Origin of the sequence: Dysgonomonas massiliensis, from assembly GCF_900240225.1 — a bacterium.
GTDB classification, from domain to species: Bacteria; Bacteroidota; Bacteroidia; order Bacteroidales; family Dysgonomonadaceae; genus Dysgonomonas; species Dysgonomonas massiliensis.
Genome location: NZ_OEPV01000006.1, coordinates 145,622 through 166,176, shown reverse-complemented (window position 1 = coordinate 166,176; position 20,555 = coordinate 145,622). Strand labels below are relative to the sequence as shown.

Annotated in this window: 20 protein-coding genes; 16 read left to right on the top strand and 4 right to left on the bottom strand. The window is 36.2% G+C overall.

All coding sequences use genetic code 11. The annotated features are described in order from the left end of the window. Window positions 1-8: 8 nt before the first annotated feature. A complete protein-coding gene (gene menA, locus C1A06_RS07695; RefSeq protein ID WP_101689662.1) occupies window positions 9-914 on the bottom strand; it encodes a 1,4-dihydroxy-2-naphthoate octaprenyltransferase in 906 nt (301 codons plus the stop codon). Between the two features lie 162 nt (window positions 915-1,076). Here menA and C1A06_RS07690 point away from each other — a divergent pair, with 162 nt between their 5' ends. From C1A06_RS07690 to C1A06_RS07635, 12 genes are all read left to right on the top strand, one after another. Then, complete coding sequence (locus tag C1A06_RS07690) at window positions 1,077-2,474, top strand: aspartate kinase (protein WP_101689661.1); 1,398 nt, start codon at window positions 1,077-1,079, stop codon at window positions 2,472-2,474. Between the two features lie 367 nt (window positions 2,475-2,841). Then, a complete protein-coding gene (locus C1A06_RS07685) occupies window positions 2,842-3,663 on the top strand; it encodes a MotA/TolQ/ExbB proton channel family protein (protein ID WP_101689660.1) in 822 nt (273 codons plus the stop codon). An 80-nt stretch (window positions 3,664-3,743) separates the two neighbouring features. After that, window positions 3,744-4,355, top strand: coding sequence for an ExbD/TolR family protein (locus C1A06_RS07680; protein WP_101689659.1), 612 nt, complete (start codon window positions 3,744-3,746; stop codon window positions 4,353-4,355). A gap of 34 nt (window positions 4,356-4,389) precedes the next feature. Further along, entirely contained in the window at window positions 4,390-5,058 is a 669-nt protein-coding gene (locus C1A06_RS07675; RefSeq protein ID WP_101689658.1) for a biopolymer transporter ExbD, read from the top strand. Window positions 5,059-5,080: 22 nt separating this feature from the next. After that, window positions 5,081-5,911, top strand: coding sequence for an energy transducer TonB (locus C1A06_RS07670; protein ID WP_185116829.1), 831 nt, complete (start codon window positions 5,081-5,083; stop codon window positions 5,909-5,911). 112 nt (window positions 5,912-6,023) lie between these two features. After that, the gene (locus tag C1A06_RS07665; RefSeq protein ID WP_101689656.1) at window positions 6,024-6,227 is read left to right on the top strand and encodes a hypothetical protein; all 204 of its coding nucleotides are present in this window, start codon (window positions 6,024-6,026) and stop codon (window positions 6,225-6,227) included. Between the two features lie 18 nt (window positions 6,228-6,245). Then, a complete protein-coding gene (locus C1A06_RS07660) occupies window positions 6,246-7,232 on the top strand; it encodes a PstS family phosphate ABC transporter substrate-binding protein (protein ID WP_101689655.1) in 987 nt (328 codons plus the stop codon). A 25-nt stretch (window positions 7,233-7,257) separates the two neighbouring features. Then, the gene (locus C1A06_RS07655; RefSeq protein ID WP_101689654.1) at window positions 7,258-8,922 is read left to right on the top strand and encodes a tetratricopeptide repeat protein; all 1,665 of its coding nucleotides are present in this window, start codon (window positions 7,258-7,260) and stop codon (window positions 8,920-8,922) included. Window positions 8,923-9,143: 221 nt separating this feature from the next. Then, window positions 9,144-10,412: a methionine adenosyltransferase gene (metK, locus tag C1A06_RS07650; protein ID WP_101689653.1), complete on the top strand. Its 1,269-nt coding sequence runs from the start codon at window positions 9,144-9,146 to the stop codon at window positions 10,410-10,412. Between the two features lie 11 nt (window positions 10,413-10,423). Beyond that, on the top strand, window positions 10,424-11,176 hold the full coding sequence (locus C1A06_RS07645) for a DUF4271 domain-containing protein (RefSeq protein ID WP_101689652.1): 753 nt from the start codon (window positions 10,424-10,426) through the stop codon (window positions 11,174-11,176). After that, window positions 11,170-11,925 (top strand): uroporphyrinogen-III synthase, encoded by a 756-nt coding sequence (locus C1A06_RS07640; RefSeq protein WP_101689651.1) that lies wholly within the window; start codon window positions 11,170-11,172, stop codon window positions 11,923-11,925. Before C1A06_RS07645 ends, C1A06_RS07640 begins: the two co-directional genes overlap by 7 nt. A 66-nt stretch (window positions 11,926-11,991) precedes the next feature. Next, window positions 11,992-12,687, top strand: a complete 696-nt coding sequence (locus tag C1A06_RS07635; protein WP_101689650.1) for a M48 family metallopeptidase — start codon at window positions 11,992-11,994, stop codon at window positions 12,685-12,687. On the opposite strand, the gene cdd is transcribed toward C1A06_RS07635, so the two are convergent. After that, window positions 12,688-13,167 (bottom strand): cytidine deaminase, encoded by a 480-nt coding sequence (gene cdd, locus C1A06_RS07630; RefSeq protein WP_101689649.1) that lies wholly within the window; start codon window positions 13,165-13,167, stop codon window positions 12,688-12,690. Window positions 13,168-13,210: 43 nt separating this feature from the next. On the opposite strand from cdd, the gene C1A06_RS07625 reads away from it, so the two are divergent. Both C1A06_RS07625 and C1A06_RS07620 read left to right on the top strand, forming a co-directional pair. Then, complete coding sequence (locus tag C1A06_RS07625; RefSeq protein WP_101689648.1) at window positions 13,211-14,161, top strand: glucosaminidase domain-containing protein; 951 nt, start codon at window positions 13,211-13,213, stop codon at window positions 14,159-14,161. 38 nt (window positions 14,162-14,199) lie between these two features. Further along, window positions 14,200-15,105: a DUF3078 domain-containing protein gene (locus C1A06_RS07620; RefSeq protein ID WP_101689647.1), complete on the top strand. Its 906-nt coding sequence runs from the start codon at window positions 14,200-14,202 to the stop codon at window positions 15,103-15,105. A 68-nt stretch (window positions 15,106-15,173) separates the two neighbouring features. On the opposite strand, the gene C1A06_RS07615 is transcribed toward C1A06_RS07620, so the two are convergent. Further along, window positions 15,174-16,058 (bottom strand): aldose 1-epimerase family protein, encoded by an 885-nt coding sequence (locus C1A06_RS07615; RefSeq protein WP_101689748.1) that lies wholly within the window; start codon window positions 16,056-16,058, stop codon window positions 15,174-15,176. A gap of 143 nt (window positions 16,059-16,201) precedes the next feature. Here C1A06_RS07615 and C1A06_RS07610 point away from each other — a divergent pair, with 143 nt between their 5' ends. Further along, window positions 16,202-16,756 (top strand): NAD(P)H-dependent oxidoreductase, encoded by a 555-nt coding sequence (locus C1A06_RS07610; RefSeq protein ID WP_101689646.1) that lies wholly within the window; start codon window positions 16,202-16,204, stop codon window positions 16,754-16,756. Window positions 16,757-16,834: 78 nt separating this feature from the next. On the opposite strand, the gene C1A06_RS07605 is transcribed toward C1A06_RS07610, so the two are convergent. Further along, entirely contained in the window at window positions 16,835-17,626 is a 792-nt protein-coding gene (locus C1A06_RS07605) for a S1/P1 nuclease (protein WP_101689645.1), read from the bottom strand. A 273-nt stretch (window positions 17,627-17,899) separates the two neighbouring features. Here C1A06_RS07605 and C1A06_RS07600 point away from each other — a divergent pair, with 273 nt between their 5' ends. Then, window positions 17,900-20,554, top strand: coding sequence for a TonB-dependent receptor (locus C1A06_RS07600; protein WP_101689644.1), 2,655 nt, complete (start codon window positions 17,900-17,902; stop codon window positions 20,552-20,554). Window position 20,555: the final 1 nt, after the last annotated feature.

Here is a 20,555-nt window from a genome sequence, read left to right as displayed (position 1 = left end):
ATTTCAGATTACAGATTTATACAAATCACAAAAAACAACGACAAGAAGAAGGTGGATACAGAAGTAAACTTCAAATAAGGGTCCAAAGCTTTATTATCGGTTATTCGAAAAACGTCAGTCAATATTTTCAAAAATGCAACAAAAACAACTAGATACAAGCACTGATACCAAGATGACATATATAGCAAATTGAAAGCTATGAAACAAAATAAAGTTCCGAGTATCAGAAATGCGTGATACTTCTTGGCATTTGCCAATCCAATGCGAACCGGAACTGTTATTTTACCGGCATTGCGATCGTTATCCAAATCGCGCATATTATTGGTATTAAGAACTGCTGCCGACAACAAGCCCAATCCTATAGCAGGTAACCATGGGAAGAAATTCAACTCGTGCGTATGTAGGAAATAGGTACCAACAACGGGAACTGGGCCAAAAAATACAAATGAAAAAACATCACCCATTCCTTTATATCCGTAAGGATTATCTCCGACTGTATATTTCAGCGCTGCTATTATAGCAAGAAGTCCGATCAACAAAAATGCTATTATATATATAGGTGATAAAAACTGTAGAGCAGAATACACTAGCAGAACACCAATAACAGCCGACAACAACACCGTTATATATATAGCTCTTTTCATCTCGACGTATGTTATTGCCCCACTTTGCATTGCTCGCTGAGGCCCCAACCGCTCACCTGTAGTATCCGTTCCGTGCTGAAAATCGCCAAGATCATTAGCAAGATTAGAAAGCAATTGCAATATAGCAGCTATTGCAACTGTCAGGACAAAGATCCACCAACTAAATTTACCACCATAATAAGCCATTCCACTGCCACACACTGCAGTTCCAACGGCCAAAAACAGCGTCCGAGGCCGAAACGCAGACACCCAAGATTTTAATGAAGCCATTTTATTTACATTCTATTTTTCGTTCAAAATTACATTTTTAAATGCGATTTCCGGTCAAAACAAGCGGTTTAAGCTCCAAAAAAAATATTTTACGACAGAATTATGTATATTTGCAGAATATTTAAACATTTCATTATTAATTAAGACTAGCTTAATAGCAATATGCTTACAGTAGAAAAAATTGGCGGAACATCCATGTCTCAATTCAAAGACGTAATGGATAATGTGATCATCGGGAATAGAACTCCGAATGAATTGTATAACCGAATTTTGGTTGTATCGGCATACAACAATGTTACCAATTGGCTACTAGAGCATAAGAAAACCGGTGAACCAGGCGTGTATGTTCAATTTCTTGAAAATGCCGATTACAGCATAGGACTTGACAGCCTTTGCCAAAGACTTCTGCACATCAACGAAGGATTCGAAGAAATCGGACTTAATCTAAAAGAAGCCAAAGAATTCATTACCTATCGTATAGAACAAGCTAAGACAATGCTATTCAGCCTTACACGTGTATTAGCTTCGGGATACGTAAATGTAGATGATATATGCCTTGCAGCACGCGAAATACTAGCTTCGATAGGCGAAGCACACTCTGCATGGAACTCTGTAAACATCCTTAACAACAATGGTATTACGGCTCGTTTTATCGACCTATGCGGATTCAACGATTCAATGCCCCTTACTATTGACGAACGTATACACAAAGCATTCAGCAAAATAGACTTCAGCAGCACGCTATGCATAGCTACCGGCTACACAAAAGGCACTGAAGGAATTATGAGAGCATTCGATAGAGGTTATACCGAAGTAACATTCAGCAAAATAGCAGTAGAAGTTAATGCTCAGGAAGCTGTCATCCATAAAGAATACCACCTCTCGAGCGCCGACCCAAACATTGTTGGTGTTGACAAAATTGTACCAGTAGGACAGACGAACTTTATCGTTGCCGATCAGCTTGCTGATATTGGCATGGAAGCCATACATCCGAAAGCGGCAAAACCCCTAGAACTTGCCAACATAAACATCAGAATCAAAAACACTTTTGAGCCAGAACATCCTGGAACGCTGATTACAAAGGACTATGTATCCGAGGTACCCAAAATAGAAATAGTTTCGGGAACAAAGAAAGTTTTAGCAATAGAGATACACGACCCGATGATGGTAGGCGAAGTCGGTTTCGACCTCAGAATCATGCAAACTTTCGAGAAATATGGTGTAAGTTACATCCTAAAATCGACGAATGCCAATTCCATCACAATGGTAGTATGGGACAACTATAAATCGCGCGAAATGATAGCAGACCTAGAACTTAACTTCTATCAAGTAACTACAAAACGAGTAGCCTTAGTATGCGTTATGGGAACAAACATAGCTCTACCGGGATTCTTGTATCAAGCAGCAAAAGCATTATTTGAACAAGGCATCAATGTCGAAAGTTTTGCCCAATCACTAAGACAAGTCAACATGCAGTTTGTCATCAGTCGCGAGCATTACGAAAAGGCTGTAATTGCATTAAATGATGCACTTTGCCTAAGGAATCAACAAGAATTATAAATAATACTAAATTGATTGGATATATATTATTATTATTATAAATTTGCCGCCGAACAAATAACAAGGAAACACTTTTCTTAAATCGAGAAAAAAAGATAATTGCTAATACCACATTTTCGATCGTGACAAACCAGTTAATTAAAATAATACCAACATCCGTAAACAGAACGTCTAAAAGTCGTTAAAATTATTCAATAAAAATAGGTGAAACCATTGTTTAACGAAATGGATTTGTATATTTGTGTGCCAAATAAAATCAAAAATGAGGCATAACTAATATCAGAAGCGACAAATAAAACGAAATATTTATTTGAAATATATTATTAATTATAAATTTATTCACTAAACTAATTTATTTATTATCACTATGGGAACTAATAAAAGCGCAAGTAAACCAGCAAGCAGATCTAAAGGAGCATCAGCTGGATTTATCATTTTAGGCTGTGCAATTATTGCATTTTCTTTCTTTATCTTCGTAGCTGGAGATCCTAGCGGATTTGACGACAAAGGTAATCCAAAACCTGGAAACTGGTTTGCTATCCTTTACACTGGGGGATATGTAATTCCTATCGTTATCACACTATTACTAACAGTATTATCTCTTTCTGTTGAAAGAATCTTCGCTCTTAACAGAGCTAGCGGTAAAGGTAAAATCGCAAAATTCGTTATCGAAGCTAAAGCTAAACTTGCTAACGGCGACATCGACGGCGCAAGCAAACTTTGCGACGAGCAAAAAGGTTCAGTAGCTAACATCCTAAAAGCTGGTCTTGTAAGATACAAAGACGTAGAAGCTATTTCAGGTATGACAAATGACCAAAAAGCTGCTATCATCCAAGGCGAAATCGAAGAAGCTACAACGCTAGAACTTCCTTACCTTGAAAAAAATCTAAACATTATCGCAGCTATTTCATCTCTAGGTACACTATTCGGACTATTAGGTACGGTACTTGGTATGATCAAATCGTTCCAGGCGATGAGCCAGGCTGGATCACCAGACTCAACTAAACTAGCTCTAGGTATCTCTGAGGCCTTGATGAATACAGCGATGGGTATCGGTACAGGTGCTGCAGCGATCATCTCTTATACATACTTCTCTGGTAGAGTAACTAATATGACTAATGCTGTTGACGAAGTTGGTTTTGCTATCGGTCAGACTTATACTGACGCTCACGGTGGTATCACTAAATAATTCGCGTTAACGATATTTACATATTAAACTGTGGATTTCTGTATAGAAATCACTCTATTAAATAAAAGAAGTAAAATAAAATGGGAAAAGTAGCAACTAAAAAACACGATACATTTATCGACATGACCGCCATGTCGGACGTGACTGTACTATTGCTTACTTTCTTCATGTTGACAGCGACTTTCAAACCGAAAGAACCAGTAGAGGTAATTACTCCAGGATCTATTTCGGAACGTAAAATACCAGAAAACGACGTAATGACAATCCTTGTGGATGATAATGGTCGGGTATTTTTAAATCTGGATAAACCAGAAGACAAACTAGCTGTACTAGGCAAAATGGCTGCATATTATCAGCTTCCTGAATTGAATGGACAACAAAAAGCATCATTTAGAGATTTAGCATCTATCGGTGTTCCAATGAACCAACTTTCAGGATTCTTGAAATTGCCTTTGCTTGACCAAGATGAAGAATTGAAGAAAGGGAAGGGTATTCCCCTAGACAGCGGTAACAATCAGTTAGCAGACTGGATTCGTTTTTCGAAAGAAGTAAACGAAAACATGAAGTTCTCAATCAAAGCTGCAGAAAAAACACCTTATCCACTAGTGGACAAAGTGATGAAAACTTTGGTTGATCTGAAAGAAAATCGTTACAGTCTTCAAACCGTACTTAAAGGTATTAGCGAAGAGTAATCTTCTGCACAATTAAACAAAAGAAAAGAAAAAGATGGCAAATATTTCAGCAGGCGACGGTGGCAAGAAAAAAGGCAAACCGCAACAACTAAACCTACGAGTAGACTTTACTCCGATGGTGGACATGAACATGCTTCTTATCACTTTCTTCATGTTTGTTACTACTCTGGCTAAACCTCAAGTTATGGATATTGTAATGCCACTTGACGATAAAAACCTTAATGAAGAAGACAAAAACAAGGTTAAAGAATCGAAGGCAATTACAGTACTACTTGGAGGTGACGATAAAGTATATTACTATACAGGACAGTTAGGTGCTGAAGCTTATAACGATTATACATCTGTAACTCAAACAGATTTTTCGGCAAAAGGACTTCGCGCACTACTGCTTGAGCGTAATGCTGTAGCTGTAGCCAAGATGAAGGCGCTTAAAGAAGAAGAGCGCACAAACAGAAGGTTAACTGAAGAAGAGAAGAAGCAAAGAGAAGACGAGATTAGAAACGACAAAGAAAATCAAGTGGTAATTATCAAACCAACTGATGAAGCAACTTTCAAAAATCTTGTTGAAGCTTTGGACGAAATGGCAATATGTAGTATTGGTACATACGCGATTGTAGAAGCGACTGACGGAGACAAGTTTCTTGTGAAAAACTATGAGACTAAAGGACAGTTCGGACGTGATAATCTAGCACCAGCCAAATAATTAATGTTTAAAACTAGAAATTATGAAAGATATTAATATAAATTCTGGCGAATGGTGTGACGTTGTATTTAAGGATAAAAACAAACAATACGGAGCATACCGTTTGCGTCAAACATCTTCTAAAAGACACGTTGTAGCTTTAATAGTAATCCTTATTTTAATGCTTGTTATATCTTTCCTACCAGGACTAATCAGTGCTGTTAAGGAATTGAATAAAGCTAATGATTTGGGAACTATGGAGGATGAGATGGTAATGTCAAATATTCCAGTTGAGCAAGAACTTCCTCAGGAACAAATTGCAAAACAAGAAATGGCACCACCACCACCACCATTGAAGTCTACAATCAAATTTACACCTCCAGTGATCAAAAAAGATGACGAGGTGAAAGAAGAAGACGAAATGAAAGCTGTGAGCGAAGTACTAGAAACAAAACTTCAGGTTTCGATGGCAGACGTTAAAGGTACAGATGAAAAATTCGGTATCGCTATTGACGAGCTTAAAGAACATAAAGTTATTGTTGAAGAGAAACCACAAGAAAAACCATTTACGACGGTAGAACAAATGCCGACGTATCCGGGTGGTGAAACTGAGATGTACTCTTTTATTAGTAAACAATTGAAATACCCAGTAACAGCACAAGAATCAGGCATACAAGGACGTGTTATCGTACGATTCGTTGTTACATCAACAGGTGAAATCTCTGACGTAAAAGTATTACGTGGTATCGACCCTGCTTGTGACAAAGAAGCTACTCGCGTTGTAAAAATGATGCCTAAGTGGGTTCCTGGTAAACAAAATGGACGTAACGTAGCTGTATACTTTACACTACCGATTATATTCAAGTTACAATAATAAAAGCAACTCTCGCTTAACAGAGAAGCTAAGACTATTATTTAGCAAAAAATACTTAGTTCAAAAGAAGAGAAGTTGGGCAACCTCTTCTCTTCTTTTTCAAATTTAGAAGATGGAAAATAAAAATAAAAACAAAAAATCTCTCCGTTTTGTATGGAGTTTTGTCATGATTTTCGTCTATTTAAGTGTAGCATATATGCTAACTCAAACCAAAATATTCGAAAATATAAGCGAAACAATCCGCTACGCCATGGCTGTGGTATTTGCAGTATATGGTATTTTTAGGGGCTATCGTTTATATAAACATGGGAAATAAAACAAAATCCAGAAAATTATGAAAAAGCTAAGTTTATATTTTTGCGCTATTCTAACTACAATTATTTTGGCATCTTCTTGCTCGAGAGGGCCCAAAATAACAAGAACCGATACCGAAACTAGCGGTGTTGCACAAATCACTGTGGACGAATGCTTAGCACCGATCATCGATGAGCAAATTCAAGTATTTGAAGCATTGAACTACGAGGCAACGGTAGTTCCTCTATACACAAACGAAAGAAATGCATATGATCTTTTCGTAAAAGACAGTGTGAGGTTAATAATTGGCACACGCGAATTAACAACAAACGAACAAAAAACCATTGAAAGCCGCGAACAGACAGTATGGTCACAACCATTAGCTGTTGACGGCATTGCTTTGATAGTAAACAAAGCAAATAAAGATACACTGATATCAACACATGATATCAAGCGAATTGTGAATGGTGAAATCACAAACTGGAAACAGCTATATCCAGATTCGAAATTAGGCAATATCGATATAAGATTTGACAGCCCAAATTCAAGTACAGTAAGATTCATCACTGAAAACATCAATGATAATATACCTCTTGCTCAAAACGTGAAAGCAATATCTAATGATACTGCAACTGTAGACATCAGCGAAAGGACACCAAACCAAAGAGTTATTGACTACGTTTCTGAAAATCCGAATGCATTAGGACTAATAGGAGTAAATTGGATCAGTAATCCGAGTGACTCGCTAAGTATTAGTTTTATCAATAACGTAAAGGTAATGTCAGTCAGCAAAGAAGAAAAAGCTACGAAACAAAACAGTTACAAACCATTACCATATCAGTTTTCACTACAACTATATCCACTTCAACGCATCGTTTATATAATTATTTCTGATGCACGTGGTGGACTAACAACTGGTTTTGTTAAATTTGCAGCAGGCGAGAAAGGCCAACGTATTGTTTACAAAGCTGGGCTTTTACCAGCATCACAACCGGTAAGACTACTACAAGTAAGACCTGAATATTAATAAAAACAACTAAATAATAACAGAAATGAAATTGAAGTATTTATTAACAGCTGCATTAAGCTTTGCGATCAGCCTGTCAGCCTTGGCTCAAAACAACCTAGGCTTCGACTATTACAAGCTTGGAGAACTTGACCTTGCAAAAGGAGTATTAACTAAAGAAGTAGCACAAGATCCAATTAAATCAAATTATTTTCTTGGAGAAATTGCTTACCGCGAAGGTAAACTCGACGAAGCAAGAGCATATTACCAAAAAGCACTAGCAAATGATGCAGAAAATCCATATGGACTAATCGGTATCACAAAACTTGATTTTAAAGCAAATGCAAAAGAGGCAACTAAAACTCTTAACAACATTGCTAAAAAGAACAAAAAAGATGCTGATATTTTAGTAGAAGTTGCTCAGGCATTCCTTGACAATGGTCAAGAAGAAGATGCACTGGCAAAAGCTGAAGAAGCTCGCAAAGCTGACAAAAAATCACCTTGGGTTTACATCTTCTTGGGCGACTACCATCTAAGCAAAAAACAAGCTGGAGATGCAGCAGCTCAATACGACCAAGCTGTAACGTTCGATCCTAATTGCGCAGTTGCAAACATTAAAAATGCAAAAATTTATATGCATATCAATGCTGAACAAGCAACTGACAGACTTAAAAAAGCGATCGAGTCGAGACCTGAATATACAGTTACTTACAAATATTTAGGAGACAGCTACTATGACAGAGGTTTCTACAAAGAGGCAATGGACGCATATAACAAATTCTTTGCTACTGGAAACTATGCAATCAAAGACATTACAAACTATGCTGCAGCAAACTTCTTTACTGACAACTATGCAGAAGCAGGTCGTCTTATAGCTAAAGGATTGGAGCATAACCCAAATGATTTTGTATTGAATCGTCTAAAAATGTACACTCTTAACAAAGAGCAAAAATATGACGAAGCTGCTGAAGCAGCTGCAAAATTCTTCGCTATTACAAGAACTGACAAAGACACTGTAAAATATATTGTACTAGACTACACTAGCTATGCAAATATTTTGAAAGCAAAAGGTGATATCGAAGGAGCAATGGCACAAATCGATAAAGCAATCGAACTAGATCCAACACAAGTTGTATTCTATAAAGAAATTGCTGCTGATCTAGCTAACAATGACAATTACGGTGGCGCTGCACAAATGCAAGCAAAATATATTGCTAAAGCAGGAGAAGCTGCAGAAGCTCAAGATTACTTCCAACTTGGACGCTACTACTACATGGGAGCTTCTGAACTTAGAAGTGCTGAAGATGAAGAAACAATAGCTACAAAAAATGGATATATCGCAGAAGGAGATAAAGCCTTCGCTGAAGTAGCTACAAGAATCGAAGACAGCCACCTTGGTAACTTCTGGAGAGCTCGTATCCAAACTCTAGCCGACCCTGAAAGTACTGAAGGTTTAGCAAAACCATACTATGAAGCTGCAGTTGAAACTATCCTTTCAAAAGAAGATCACAACAACGACAGAGAGCTTGTCGAAGCTTACACTTATCTAAGCTACTACAACTATCTACAATGGGATTCTATGACTAAAGCTAAAAAGAATACAGAAGCGAAAGAAGCAAAAGAAAATATGCAGAAATATACAGACCTACTATTAGGAGTAGATCCAGAAAATGCAACAGGTCTTCAATTCAAACAAGTATTGGAACAATAATTCAGATCTATATACGTGATTAAGAAAAGAATCCATTCCTTTAGAAAATGGATTCTTTTCTTTTATTGATTATCATATACTTATTTTTTATAACTTTGCATCCGAATTAAAAGTGGAAAGATTTGTATGATTGCAACCACAGGTAAAAAATGCTAAAATAGTTATCAAAGCTGCTGCATACCCTTTCAATTCACATAGTTGAACAAACAAAACAAACCTTTATGAGTTATTTATTTACATCAGAATCGGTATCAGAAGGCCATCCTGATAAAATTGCCGATCAAATTTCGGACGCACTACTCGACGAATTTTTAGCGTATGACCCTGATTCGAAAGTAGCATGTGAAACTCTGGTTACTACCGGACAAGTTGTACTGGCTGGAGAAGTTAAATCAAAAACATACATCGATATTCCTGAAACAACAAGAAGAGTAATCGAAAACATCGGTTATACAAAGAGTGAATATCAATTCGAAGCAAAATCTTGTGGCGTACTATCTGCTATACACGAACAATCTGACGATATCAATCGCGGTGTAGATGGTAAGAGCGACCCGATGGAACAAGGAGCAGGAGACCAAGGTATGATGTTTGGATATGCGACAGATGAGACAGACAATTACATGCCTTTGGCACTAGACCTATCTCATGCACTTCTACACGAGCTGGCTGCGATTAGAAAAAATGAAATCGAGCTAATGCCATATCTACGTCCAGATGCAAAATCTCAAGTTACGATCGAATACGACGATTGCGGGAAACCATTACGTATTGATACAATCGTGATCTCGACACAACACGATGAGTTCGGCGACGATCAGAAGATGCAAGATAAAATTCGTGAAGATGTTATAAACATCTTAATTCCTCGTGTAAAAAACAAATATAAATTCCGTGAAGATGTTATTAGTCTCTTTACTGAAGACATCAAATATTTTGTAAACCCAACCGGCCGTTTCGTTATCGGAGGTCCTCACGGAGACACAGGTTTGACTGGCCGTAAAATCATTGTAGATACTTACGGTGGTAAAGGTGCACACGGAGGGGGAGCCTTTTCGGGCAAAGATCCATCGAAAGTAGACCGTTCTGCTGCTTATGCATCTCGTCACATAGCTAAAAATCTTGTAGCTGCTGGTGTTAGTCCAGAAGTCCTCGTACAAGTATCTTATGCTATTGGTGTTGCAAAACCAATGAACATCTATATCAACACATACGGGCGCAGTAACGTTAAGCTTTCGGATGGCGATATAGCTAAGAAAGTGGAAGAGCTATTTGATATGAGACCAAAAGCAATCGAGAACAGGCTTAAATTGCGTAACCCGATATATCTGGAAACTGCTTCTTATGGACACATGGGACGTAAGCCTCAGGTTGTAAAGAAAACATTCAAGTCAAAATATCATCAAGAAGAACTTGTACGTGAGGTAGAGTTATTCACATGGGAAAAACTTGACTATGTAGATCAAATTAAAGCAGCTTTCAATCTATAAAAGAGTGATTGATGATAAGTGCAACATTACTAACTAATATATCGCAAGGGGGTATCTTACACGAAGGCATCCCTTTGCCTTTTAGTCTCGAGCAAGCCGACGGGATATTTATCCTTTGTACGATTTGCTTTATGATGTTTGCATATATCTATCAAGGAAGTTTCAAGACAGCAAAGACAAATCTATCTCTTGCTTTTTCTTTCAATCCAGATAGCTACGAGTCACATAGTCTAACAACTCGCGACATATGGTATAGCTACTATCTGATTCTGCAATTCACCATTTTCGTATCGATAACTGCATACAGTTATTTTATAGAGAATCCTGGGTATAGAGCCTATGATGGGGAACCATCTATTACTATAATCATGTTTATAGTAGTAATATCAACCTTTCTTCTGTTAAAGCGGTTGATCTACAAAATGATTGGATCGATATTCGATATTCAGCAGGAGATGAAGATATTCGAATACTCACAATTATTTATAATCGAACTGTTAGGCATTATCTATTTTATACCGACATTATTGGTAATATATTCAGGATATGCACACAATATGATATGCATATTGATGGCTGTTGTTTTTATAGCAGTACAATTTATATTTTTTTGCCAACAACTGACTTTTTTTGTTCGCAAAAAATTTAACTTTCTCTTTAGTATTGCCTACCTTTGTACCGTGGAAATTATTCCATATGTATTACTAATTACAGCTATAATTTATTTATATAATAACACCAAAGCATTAATTGTTTTATGGTAAAAGTTAAAAAAATATTAGTATCGCAACCTAGCCCACAAACCGAAAAATCGCCTTATTTCGATATTGCTGAAAAATACGGTGTACAAATGGATTTCAAACCTTTTATTCGTGTAGAAGGCTTAGATGCTAAAGAATTCAGACAACAAAAGATTAATATCCCTGAATATTCGGCAATTATCTTTACAGCAAAAGTAGCTATAGATCATTTTTTTGCGCTTTGTGAAGAAATGCGTATAACTATGCCAGAGGATATGAAATATTTCTGTATATCTGAGGCCGTTGCGCTTTACCTACAAAAGTATATTGTATACCGCAAGAGAAAAATCTTCTTCAGCACGACAGGTAAAATGGACGGACTAGCTACATCACTAACAAAACATAATAAGGATAACTTCCTTATGCCTGTATCTGATGTACACAAAGATGATATCACTGCTGTTTTAGAAGAAAAGAAAATCAAATATACCAAAGCTGTAATGTACCGCACTGTGAGTAATGAATTTACAGAAGCTGAAATTATGTCTTACGATATGTTTATTTTTTTCAGTCCAGCTGGAATAGTATCGTTATTTAAAAATGCTCCTCACTTCGAGCAAGGAGATAAAGCAATAGGTTGCTTTGGCGCAGCAACAGCTAAAGCTGTTAAAGATGCAAACCTAACGCTAAATTGTGAAGCTCCGCTACCAGGTATTCCTTCAATGACTGCAGCTCTGGAGAACTTCCTTAAAGAAAATCACAAGAAAAAATAAGGATTATAACAACAAATAATCAGGAGCTTAATCTTTTATACAGATTAAGCTCTTTTTTATGAAAAGATGATTAAGCATTACGAAGAAATAGGAGAAATTGATATTCGCCCCAACCCCAAGGCTAAATCGATTATTGTACGCTATCGAGATGGGATATTTCGATTGACATACCCTATAGGCTTAAGACAAAAAGATATAGACCTAGCTATATTAAGACTTCGAAAAAGACTAATTGCGATGAAAGAAAATGCCCCTAAAAGTCATCAATTCATGCCTTCAAATGATTTTCAGACATTTAGTTTCACCGCACGAATTATAGAAAAAGAGAAAACACAGTTCAGTCTTATATTTAAAGAGGGAATTTTATATATAGTGTGCCCTTCGGGCTCTAATTACACAGATCAGAATCTACAAGAACGCATAAAAAATGCTATTACTCTGGTCATGCGTAATGAAGCTAAGCGTTTGTTCCCTGATTGGATTAGAAACTTAGCAAAAAGGAATGGTTTTGAAGTAACATCGGTCAAAATAAACAATAGCCAGTCTAGGTGGGGAAGTTGTTCTTCACAGAAAAACATAAATCTTTCATTATACTGCATGCTTCTCCCCCAACACCTGATTGAGCTTGTGATGTTACACGAATTATGTCATACGGTCGAGATGAATCATAGCGAACGATTTTGGTCATTACTAGATAAAGTAACAAACGGCCGTTCAAAAGAATTGACGGCCGAATTGAAAAAGTTTAAGACAAACTTTTAATTATATCATCGAGTTGAATCCAAAGCTCAAAGGTAGAAGATCTTTGACTGACCCCAACTCATATACTGTATCTTTATTACACATCAGAACGCGAATAGGCTTCGGATTCTTATCTTGAAACTCACTCATCACCTGCCGACAAGCTCCACAAGGAGTACAAACTTCTTGTACATATTCTCCATTGGTATATGCCGTTACCGCTATCGCCTCTATTTCCATATTCGGATTTTGCGAGTGAGCATAAAACAAAGCTGTTCGTTCCGCACAAGTACCTGAAGGATAAGCCGCATTTTCCTGATTATTACCCACTAATATACTTCCATCAGTGAAAAGGATGGCAGCACCTACCGAATAGTTAGAATAAGGAGCGTATGCTTTCAAACAAGCTTCACGTGCACTTTCAATTAATTTTTTCTCAACTTCACCACACTCATCAATTTTGTATATGAGTAATTTTGTTGATAATGTTTTTATTTCCATAGCAAACAACTATTTTTACACTAAATTTTGATTAGTGACTGTTATGAAACAAAAATACATATATAAAAGCTTTAATAAGCTATTTTTAATTCTTTTTATTTTTTGCTTGCCCTTCGCAGTTTTGGTTTCTCAAAACAAAAGATACAAACTATATGACGATTACATCGACAAATATAAAAATGTCGCAATCGATCAGATGAAAAAACATAAAATTCCAGCTAGTATTACTTTAGCACAAGGCTTATTGGAATCTGGAGCCGGACAAAGCAAGTTGACTAAAAGCTCGAATAATCACTTTGGCATTAAATGCCATAACGATTGGAAAGGCGAAAGTGTACGCCATAACGATGACTTCAACAACGAATGTTTCCGTAAATACAGAAATGCTCATGAATCTTTCGAAGATCATTCTAAATTTCTTTTACGTCCGCGATATAGAGCACTATTCAATCTCAAAATTACAGACTACAGAGGTTGGGCAAAAGGACTGCAGCAAGCAGGTTATGCCACAAATAAAGCATACGCCAATAGTCTGATTCGATTGATCGAGACTTACGAATTATATAAATACGATAACCCTAAATATAGCAGTGGTACAGCACAGAGTAAAGGCAGTACCCAGCTTGGTCCAACTACGCAACCAATACAACAATGGAAACATACACCATACAAAGATCACAATCTTGTCTATGTAGTTGCTCGAGATGGCGATACTTATGTAGGTATAGCTACTGAATTTGGATTCAAAGCAAAAGATCTATGTAAATACAACGAAGTTCCAGAAGATTTCCCTTTAAAAGATGGAGATATCGTTTACCTCCAAAAGAAAAAGAGCAAAGCAGACAAACCAAACTATGAGCACGTGGTGCAAATAGGCGAGTCGATGCATAGTATATCTCAACAATATGGTATCAGAGTAAAGAATCTGTACAAGATGAACAAAAAAGACTTTGAATACATACCAACAGAAGGTGATGTTCTAAGACTTAGATAAACAATAAATAACAATTTAAACACAACAATTTTTACACAATGAGAAGAATTCTACTTATGGTATTATGTGCTGTATGCGCATCTTATGCATTCGGGCAAGATGCCGAAGCTGAAAACACGGATAAGAAATGGATATTAAAAGGAACTACTGGATTAAATATCACTCAAACACACCTAAGTAATTGGTCAGCTGGAGGTGAAAGTTCATATGCCGGAAACTTATATCTGAATGGTAGTCTCAACCACAAATTCGGAAATTGGTTGTGGGAAAACATTTTAATATTAGACTATGGTCTTACACGAAACAAGACAAATGGAGTCCAAAAGACAACAGATAAAATAGACTTCTCTACAAAACTTGGATATTCGACAAACGACAAATGGTTCTACACAGCAATGGCAGGATTCAATAGTCAATTCTACAAAGGTTATAATTATCCGGACAAAGAAGAATATATCTCTAAGTTTATGGCTCCAGGATACTTGACGACATCAGTCGGTATGGAGTATCGTGCAAAGGACCGTTATTCTGTATATATGTCTCCACTTACGAGTAAAATGACTTTCGTAACAGACAATTACCTATCAAATATTAAAGGAGGATCTTTTGGTGTAGATGAAGGGAAACATTTCCGTTCAGAATTTGGTGCATATATTAAGGCTCGTGCTGAGCAACCGATCATGGAAAATGTAAAAGCTGTAAGTACTCTTGATCTTTTTACAGCTTATGATGATAGCTTTGGAAATATTGATATTGATTGGGATCTGATGATAACCATGAAAATAAATAAGTTTTTATCTGCATCCATCAATACAACTTTAAAATATGATGACGACATTAAGACTTTCAAAGCATCTAATATTGAAGGGGAAGAACCTATCCAAAGAGGAGCAAAAGTTCAGTTCCGTGAGATATTAGGTATTGGTGTTGCTTATACTTTCTAAATATACTAGTTAGATAAATAAAGAGGACGATTTCAAATTTGGAATCGTCCTCTTTATTATAAGTATCATTAAATATTGTCTATCTCAATAATATATGATGTGCTGAACTCTTGTCCTATATCCAGACGATTCATATAATCGCGTCCAGAAATATCCCCCTCGTACCCTACTTTATCGCAACGTCCATACCAAGGTTCAATACAAACGAAGGGACAATCATTTATAGCAGGAGACCACAATCCGACCAAAGGCGCATCGAAATGTAGAGACAGATAAGGCTCTTTTTTCTTTGTCAGTAATGAGACTGTACGAACTTGACCATCTTCTATTATCAAAGCATCTTTGTTGAATATATTAATATCGATAGGTAAACTTCCATCCGACGCTAAGTTCATCTGGTATTTGACATCGGGATCAATACAACCCTTTTCTTTTATTAACTTATACTCAATTTCTGACTTTTTATCAAAGCTAAAATATCCACGTAGGCTTTCTTTGGCATCAAAATCGGGATAATTAAATGCCGGATGAGCACCAATCTGAAAATACAATACCTTATCATCTGTATTTCGGACTTTCCATTTTACAATTATTGACTTATCTAGCAATTCATAACCAATAACTAGCTCAAAATTAAACGGATATTTTTTAAAAGTTTCATCATTACTTTTCAAGATATACGATACGCTAGTTTCTGTATCCTCAATCAAAACAAAATCACAATCACGGGCGAAGCCATGCTGAGACATATTATATACTTTTTCCGCATAACGGAATTGTCCGTTCCATAAACTACCAACTATCGGAAATAAAACCGGAGAATGACGTTTCCAAAACTTAGGATCAGCTTGCCACATATATTCGTATCCAGTCTTGTTTGCTACGACACTAGAAAGTTCGGCACCAAACGACTTTATCTTGATTGTCAAATTCTCATTCTTCAATATTTTCATAGTCAACATTTTAATTTAGTACAGCAAAGGTAAGAATAATAACAAGAGGTCAAGGATGGATTAATACTAGTATTTTTAATTTATTTAGTTATATTTTGACATATATATTTAGTAACTTTGAGATACTAACTTAAAGACAAATTATGATAACAATTTTATTTACACACCCATGGCACGGCAGCTTTAACAAGGCTATTTTAGACACCGTTACAGCAAAACTAGACAAAGAGAATAAACAGTATCAAGTTATTGATCTAGTAAAGGATAATTTCAATCCTGTAATGCAAGAAGCCGACCTAAGATTATATAGTGCAGGGAAAGCTGCTGATCCATTAGTTGATAAGTATCAGAAGATGTTAAAAGAATCTGATGAAGTAATCTTTATATATCCAATGTGGTGGGGCATGATGCCTGCTGATCTTAAAGGATTCTTTGATAAAGTTCTTTTAGTTAATTTCTCTCATAATTACGAGAATGGATGGACTCCACTTCTTACAAATATTAAAAGAACTTTAGTCTTTACGACAAGCCAAAGTCCAACAGCAAACTATAAAAACTTCGTTGAAGAAGTTTTCTTGAAGACAATGTTATACCCTGTAGGCTTCCAAAACGGAGAATGGATTAACTGTGAAGGAACAAGTCATGGCACAAACGAAAATCGTCTCGAGTTCTTGAAGAAAGTAGAAGAAACTGTTTAAACATGCAATAGCTGATTTATCAGCACAAAAAAAGGATTTTATCATATGATAAAATCCTTTTTCCGATATATAATGTAGTTAAAAAATATCATTCAACATTTTAGCTAATCTAAGTCCTGCCTTTTGAAGTTGGCTATTAAGAATTGGGCTAACTTTATAAAAATAATTATAGCTTAGTTCATCATCAGGCTTAACCATAGCATATAGATCATCCGCTACCAAATGAGAATCATACAACCAATCTTCTATAGTTCCCGCTTGTATTCTTTTTTTATCTTGTTTCGAAATCACATTCAATACTGTAGCATATTCGGTATATGAGTATTTCTCATTATCAACAAGTTTTGAGTCCCACAATGAATGCAGATTCGTTTTCTGACCAAACCATGTAAGCTTAACAAAATTGCCACCTCTATCTTCTTCTCTGCCAGCATGCATAGGTTGGTGCATATCACCAACAAGATGAATTAAAAAGATTAAGGCTTCGCGCCTTTCTGCTACAGGCTTCTTCTTATCTTTCAATATAGCTTCAAGATGTAAAACTGCCGAATATAAGTTATCTTGTCCTGCATTCTTGATATGCTCCACATATTCTTGCCTAGTACCTCCCTTAGGAGCGTTTACAAAATGCCATACATGCGTATTATCCCATCTGCCTGTTGTATCAGATTTTATAAAATCAGCCCAGTTTGACCAATATGCCATATGCTGATTACCTAACAATTTCTTAACATTTCTCTTAGCTTTACAACTCAAATTACGTTCTGCAATCTCAGCAATAGTACGATGCCCCGTAGTTCCCCAAGCAAAGATATTGGATGAAAAAGACAGCAGAACATATAACAAAATAAAAAATAAATATCTTCTCATATCATGAATTTTAGTGGTTACAAAAATAATTAAAACTATTCTATATTAAAGGATAAGGCGATGAACATGTTTTAAGTCATCATAATTTTAAATTAAATTGGACAATTTAACATTATCTTCACAAATCTATAGTAACTTTGCATATAGATGTTAAAGGATTTGAATGTTTTTACTCCAACTCAGCATCAAACTGATATATGGAGTTCTGTACAAATAATTAGTAATCTACATTGAACTAGTATTTAAATTATTAATGAATTAAAACAACCACTTATGAAGCTTAAGTTGACATTTATTATGTTATTCTTATTGACATGCACTCTAACTGCATTTTCGCAGGTTACAGTAAAAGGTGTCATCGTCGATAAAGACTCACAAGAACCTCTTATCGGGGTATCAATATATTCCGATACAGATAAAAAAGGAACAGTCACTGATTTGGAAGGAGGTTTCACTCTTAATTTAGCTAAAGAAGGAGTAAATCTAAAAATTAGCTACATAGGATATATTGACCAAGAACTTCCGGCAAAATCGGATATGGGAACAATTGGTATGGTAACATCTACAGTAGGACTAAAAGATGTTGTTATTACCTCTTCAATAGCAGTAAGACGTAAAACACCAGTAGCACTTTCTGTTGTAGAGCCTGAAATGATTGAAGCAAAATTAAGTACTCAAGAATTTCCGGAAATTTTAAATACTACTCCTAGTATATATGCGACTAAAGCTGGGGGAGGTTATGGTGACTCACGTATGAATATGCGCGGTTTCGAAAATGCAAACATTGCTGTCATGATTAACGGTATCCCTATGAATGACATGGAATGGGGCGGAATCTACTGGTCGAATTGGAGTGGTTTGTCTGATGTAACTCGTTCGATGCAGGTTCAACGTGGACTTGGTGCTGCAAAAGTATCAGCTCCATCAGTAGGAGGTCTTGTGAATATCGTTACTAGAACTACAGATGCAGAAAAAGGCGGATCAGTAGGTTATGGTATGGGAAATGACGGATACAACAGAATAGATTTCAGTTTATCAACAGGTTTAACAGACAATGGTTGGGCTGCATCAATATTGTTATCTAAGAAGTGGGGCGATGGATATATACAAGGTACTGAATTTGACAGCTACACATATTTTGCAAATATATCAAAACAATTAGGCAGCGACCACCAGTTGTCATTTACTGCTTTTGGCGGACCACAATCACACTATCAACGTAAAGACGATATGCTTATTGAGGAATGGCAAAAACAACCAGAAAAATATCGTTATAACGCAGCTTATGGTTTTGACATGAATGGCCAACGCAAAAAAGGTATAGGTTATAATAAATATCACAAACCTCAAATTTCACTAAACCACTCATGGAATATTAATGATCGTTCTAGCTTATCAACTAGTGCTTATGTTTCATTAGGATACGGATACGGATTATCAGGACAAGGCTTTGATAGCAGTTGGAGAAACAAATGGTATGCAACGTCAAATGATGGTAAAATAAATAACGAATTCAGAACACCTGACGGTACGTTTGACTATGGAGCTATCTATGAAATAAACCAAAATAGTGAAAATGGGTCTATGATGGCGACATCAAAAAATATGAACAACCATAATTGGTACGGTTTATTATCAACATATACTACACAGCTTACAAAAGAAATAGAAGTATATGGAGGTATAGACTTACGTTATTACAAAGGGATGCACAAAGCTGTCCTAGAAGATTTATACGGAGGAGAATTCTTCAACAACTATGATAACAGAAGAAATGTTGGTTATAAAAAAGGAGATACTGCTTGGCAAAATCAAAAGCTTAAAAAAGGAGATGTAGTATACAGAAACTATAATGGGTATGTTGTAGAATATGGTGTTTTTGGACAAGCAGAATACAACAAAGACAAACTCTCGGCATTTGTCGCTGGGTCACTGAATAACAAAACTTACTGGAAAAAAGATTTCTTCTACTACGAAGGTAAAGACCAAAAATCAGACTCGAAAGGTTTCTTAGGTTTTACGGCTAAAACTGGCGCAAACTATAACTTTAACAAACATCATAATGCATTTGCGAACATAGGATACATTTCTCGCGCACCATTCTTCTCTGGAGGTTTATTCCTAAATGCTGAAACAAGCAACGAGATGAACAAAAAAGCAAAAAATGAAAAGATCTTCTCTTTCGAACTAGGTTATGGATTTAAGTCATCGATCTTCTCTGCCGACTTGAACTTATATAGAACAATGTGGATGGACAAATCGATGGCCACAACATTTACAATTGAAGGCTCAGAAGAACGTGGAAAATTGAATCTAACAGGTGTAGATGCATTGCATCAAGGAATAGAACTTGAATTTGCAGTATATCCAATCAAAGATTTAACACTAAAAGGGATGATATCTCTCAATGATTGGCATTGGACAAGTAATGCATCAGGTTATTCTTATGATTCACAAGGACAGCCTCTAAATTCATCTGGAGGACAAGCTTCAGGTGTTGGAGCTCCGGATCATGCACTAACTCAAGTAAACCTGAAAGATGTAAAAGTAGGGAACTCTGCACAAACTACATTTGCATTAGAAGGGAACTATAGAGTACTTAAAGATATCAGATTCGGTTTAACTTATAAATATTTTGCAAGAAACTATGCCGAATTTAAACTTAGAGGTCAAGACATGAATGTTGGGGGTACAAACGACTATACAACACCATGGCGTATCCCATCTGCTGGAGAATTGGATGCAAATTTAAGCTGGAGATTCAAGTTTGCAGGTTTGGATGCAACGCTTTATGGAAACGTAAACAACTTGTTGAACAATATTCGAATAAGCGATGCTGTTGATGGTTCGGGACATAATGCTCAAACTGCTCAAGTATACTACGCATTCGGACGTACATATTCATTAAGACTAAAAGTCAATTTCTAAT